Source organism: Streptomyces sp. NPDC101151, from assembly GCF_044768335.1.
GTDB lineage: Bacteria > Actinomycetota > Actinomycetes > Streptomycetales > Streptomycetaceae > Streptomyces.
The window spans coordinates 23,776-26,206 of the sequence record NZ_JBIWPP010000065.1 but is presented as its reverse complement, the minus strand read 5'-3'; the positions used below and the strand labels follow the sequence as shown (position 1 = coordinate 26,206).

3 protein-coding genes are annotated in these 2,431 nt (G+C 63.5%); 2 read left to right on the top strand and 1 reads right to left on the bottom strand.

The window, feature by feature from the left end; all coding sequences use genetic code 11:
- Nucleotides 1-215: 215 nt before the first annotated feature.
- Nucleotides 216-344, top strand: a complete 129-nt coding sequence (locus ACIRU3_RS45365; protein ID WP_404069972.1) for a hypothetical protein — start codon at nt 216-218, stop codon at nt 342-344.
- Nucleotides 345-989: 645 nt separating this feature from the next.
- Entirely contained in the window at nt 990-2,009 is a 1,020-nt protein-coding gene (locus tag ACIRU3_RS45360) for a substrate-binding domain-containing protein (protein WP_404069970.1), read from the top strand.
- Nucleotides 2,010-2,087: 78 nt separating this feature from the next.
- Here the strand turns inward: ACIRU3_RS45360 and ACIRU3_RS45355 are convergent.
- Nucleotides 2,088-2,431 (bottom strand): hypothetical protein (locus ACIRU3_RS45355; protein ID WP_404069968.1); only part of this gene is annotated, 344 nt, incomplete at its 5' end.

The following is a 2,431-nucleotide window of genomic DNA, read 5'->3' as shown; positions in this document are numbered from 1 at the left end:
GTCAAGCGCAAGATGTCCAACTTCGGCGTCAAACGCGGCGAACACCGACGCCCTCCCCAACCCGACCGAAGCCCGGCCGAGGCCGTCGCCATCGCTCCGCACTGGCGCACAGCCCCGATCAACCCACCGACCAAAGTCCCACGAAGCTGGGACCCAATCCCTTAAGTCACTGGTATTGAGGCTAAAGAAGATCTGCCGCTGTAGTACTGGTGTGGATGCTCGTACTTGCCCAAATAGGAGGTTCCCTGCGTCCCTTCCTGATGCGCCCTCGGGTCAACAGGCGTATCCAGTGCCTGACCGGGATCGCTCTGACCGCCCTCGGCATCGGACTGCTCGTGGCCTGAGGCAGGATGCCCGGAAACAGATGCGGGAACCGGCGCCGGTACCGGCTGTTCACGGGCGTTTTTCCCCACGCCACCCGGCCTGTTCGGTCGAGGAGCCGCCCCGGCCCGGCAGACCGGTGCCGACAGTCACCGCCGCGAAGCACCGTGTCCCGGACACTGCCGCTGAGCACCGGCTCCCGCCGGAATTACGGGACCAGATATCTGGACAGACAGCGCGCCATGCCGCCATAATCCCGCTAATCGGCTACCGCCGAGGTTCTTACTGCAATTACTGCGCGACACGGTTTTGTGCCGGCGCGAGGCCGCCGATGCCGTACCGGCTGCCTGGGCACCCCACGTCGCAGCTCTTCCTGCTGGTCATGCCCGGCATTGTCCTGCCCGCGGTGTGGCCACAGGCCAATTGTTCACTCGGGGCACGCCCCGCAGCCGTCAATTGCCGAGCCGCCCATCAGCTTGCCCAGGCAGGACTGGAATCCGTCATGAGACACCCTCCGCAGCCGACGATCCTCTGAACGTGGTGGCATCAGTCCTGGGCTCCCGACGGGTTTCTCTGCTGCTGGTCGAGCCCCACCGTACAACCGTGTCTCCCGCACACACAGAAGTGGTCCGCCGTCATTCTTTCTCCCCGGCGTAAGGTCTTTTCCGATGAACAATTCCACCATATCCGGCACGGCGGGCGTCGCTGCGGTCATCGTCGGCGCACTGGTTGTCGCTGGAGCTGCAACCGGCTGTAGTGATAAAGCCCCGGAACGATCTGATGCCGGTCCCGTCGCCACCTCCAGCGCCCCGAGTCAAAGCGCCCGCATGAAGGTCCAGATCATTTACCAGTCCGATCCGTCCGACCCTTCCCTGCGTCTCGTCCTGGACGGAATCCGGAAAGCCGGAGACGGCACCAACATCGCCCTTACCTATGCCGGCGCCTCCTCGACCGGCAGGCAAGCAGATCTGATCCAGAAGGCGATTGACAACAAAATCGACGGCATCGCGCTGATACGGACGGACCCGCACCCCCTCAGAGCACTCATCAACAAAGCACAGAAGGCGGGGATTGCAGTGGTCGGGCTCGAACCCGGCCCCTGGAAGTCGATGAAACCGCTGGCATACATCGGAATGGACGACATCTCGGCCGGCTCATCTGCCGGTTCGAAGCTCGACCGCCTCGGCTCCAAGCATGTGCTCTGCGTCATCCACGAACGCGGCAACACTCCCTCGGAAGATCGCTGCACAGGTCTCAGGAAGAAATTTAAAGGACGAACGGACATCCTCTACGCCGACGTGAACGAGGATCTGTTGCCGAATGTCATTTCCGTAAAACTCCGACAGGACCCATCGATCGACGTCGTGCTCACTGCCGAATCATCAGATGCACTTCCTGCCACCCAGGCAGTGTCCGACGCGAACGGCCATGCCCGGGTGGCGGCCATCGGCATCAGCAAGGAAGTAGCCGCAGCCATCCGCAGCGGAAAAATAGATTTCGCCGTCGACATGAATTTCACCCTACAGGGATACTTGGCCGTCCGCCTGCTGGAACAACAGGAGAACAAAAAGCCGGACGAAACCATCCCGGATCGCGCCCTGGCCACCCCAGAAGTCTTCGACCGGGGCGCCATCGACAAAATAGATGAAATGCCTCTGCTCCAGCGAAAGATACCGGCTCATTGGTAACCATCAAACGACGCGGGTGACGCCGAAAAGCCGGCACCTCGCGGAGGTTGCCTCCGCGAGGTGCCGCCTCTTCAACCATCAGCCCTGGGTACCGCCCTGGGTGTTGCCGTTGCCGCCACCCTGGGTACCGCCCTGGGTGTTGCCGTTGCCGCCACCCTGGGTACCGCCCTGGGTGTTGCCGTTGCCGCCACCCTGCGTGCCGCCCTGGGTGTTGCCGTTGCCGCCACCCTGGGTACCGCCCTGGGTGTTGCCGTTGCCACCGCCCTGGGTACCGCCCTGGGTATTACCGCGGCCGTTACCCTGCGTGCCGCCCTGGGTGTTGCCGTTGCCGTTACCCTGCGTGCCGCCCTGGGTGTTGCCGTTGCCACCGCCCTGCGTGCCGCCCTGGGTATTACCGCGGCCGTTACCCTGCGTGCCGCCCT

Excerpts from the sequence above, each read along its gene's own strand:
- ACIRU3_RS45360 (WP_404069970.1), top strand. The coding sequence starts at position 990 with ATGAACAATTCCACCATATCCGGCACGGCGGGCGTCGCTGCGGTCATC.
- ACIRU3_RS45365 (WP_404069972.1), top strand. The coding sequence starts at position 216 with ATGCTCGTACTTGCCCAAATAGGAGGTTCCCTGCGTCCCTTCCTGATG.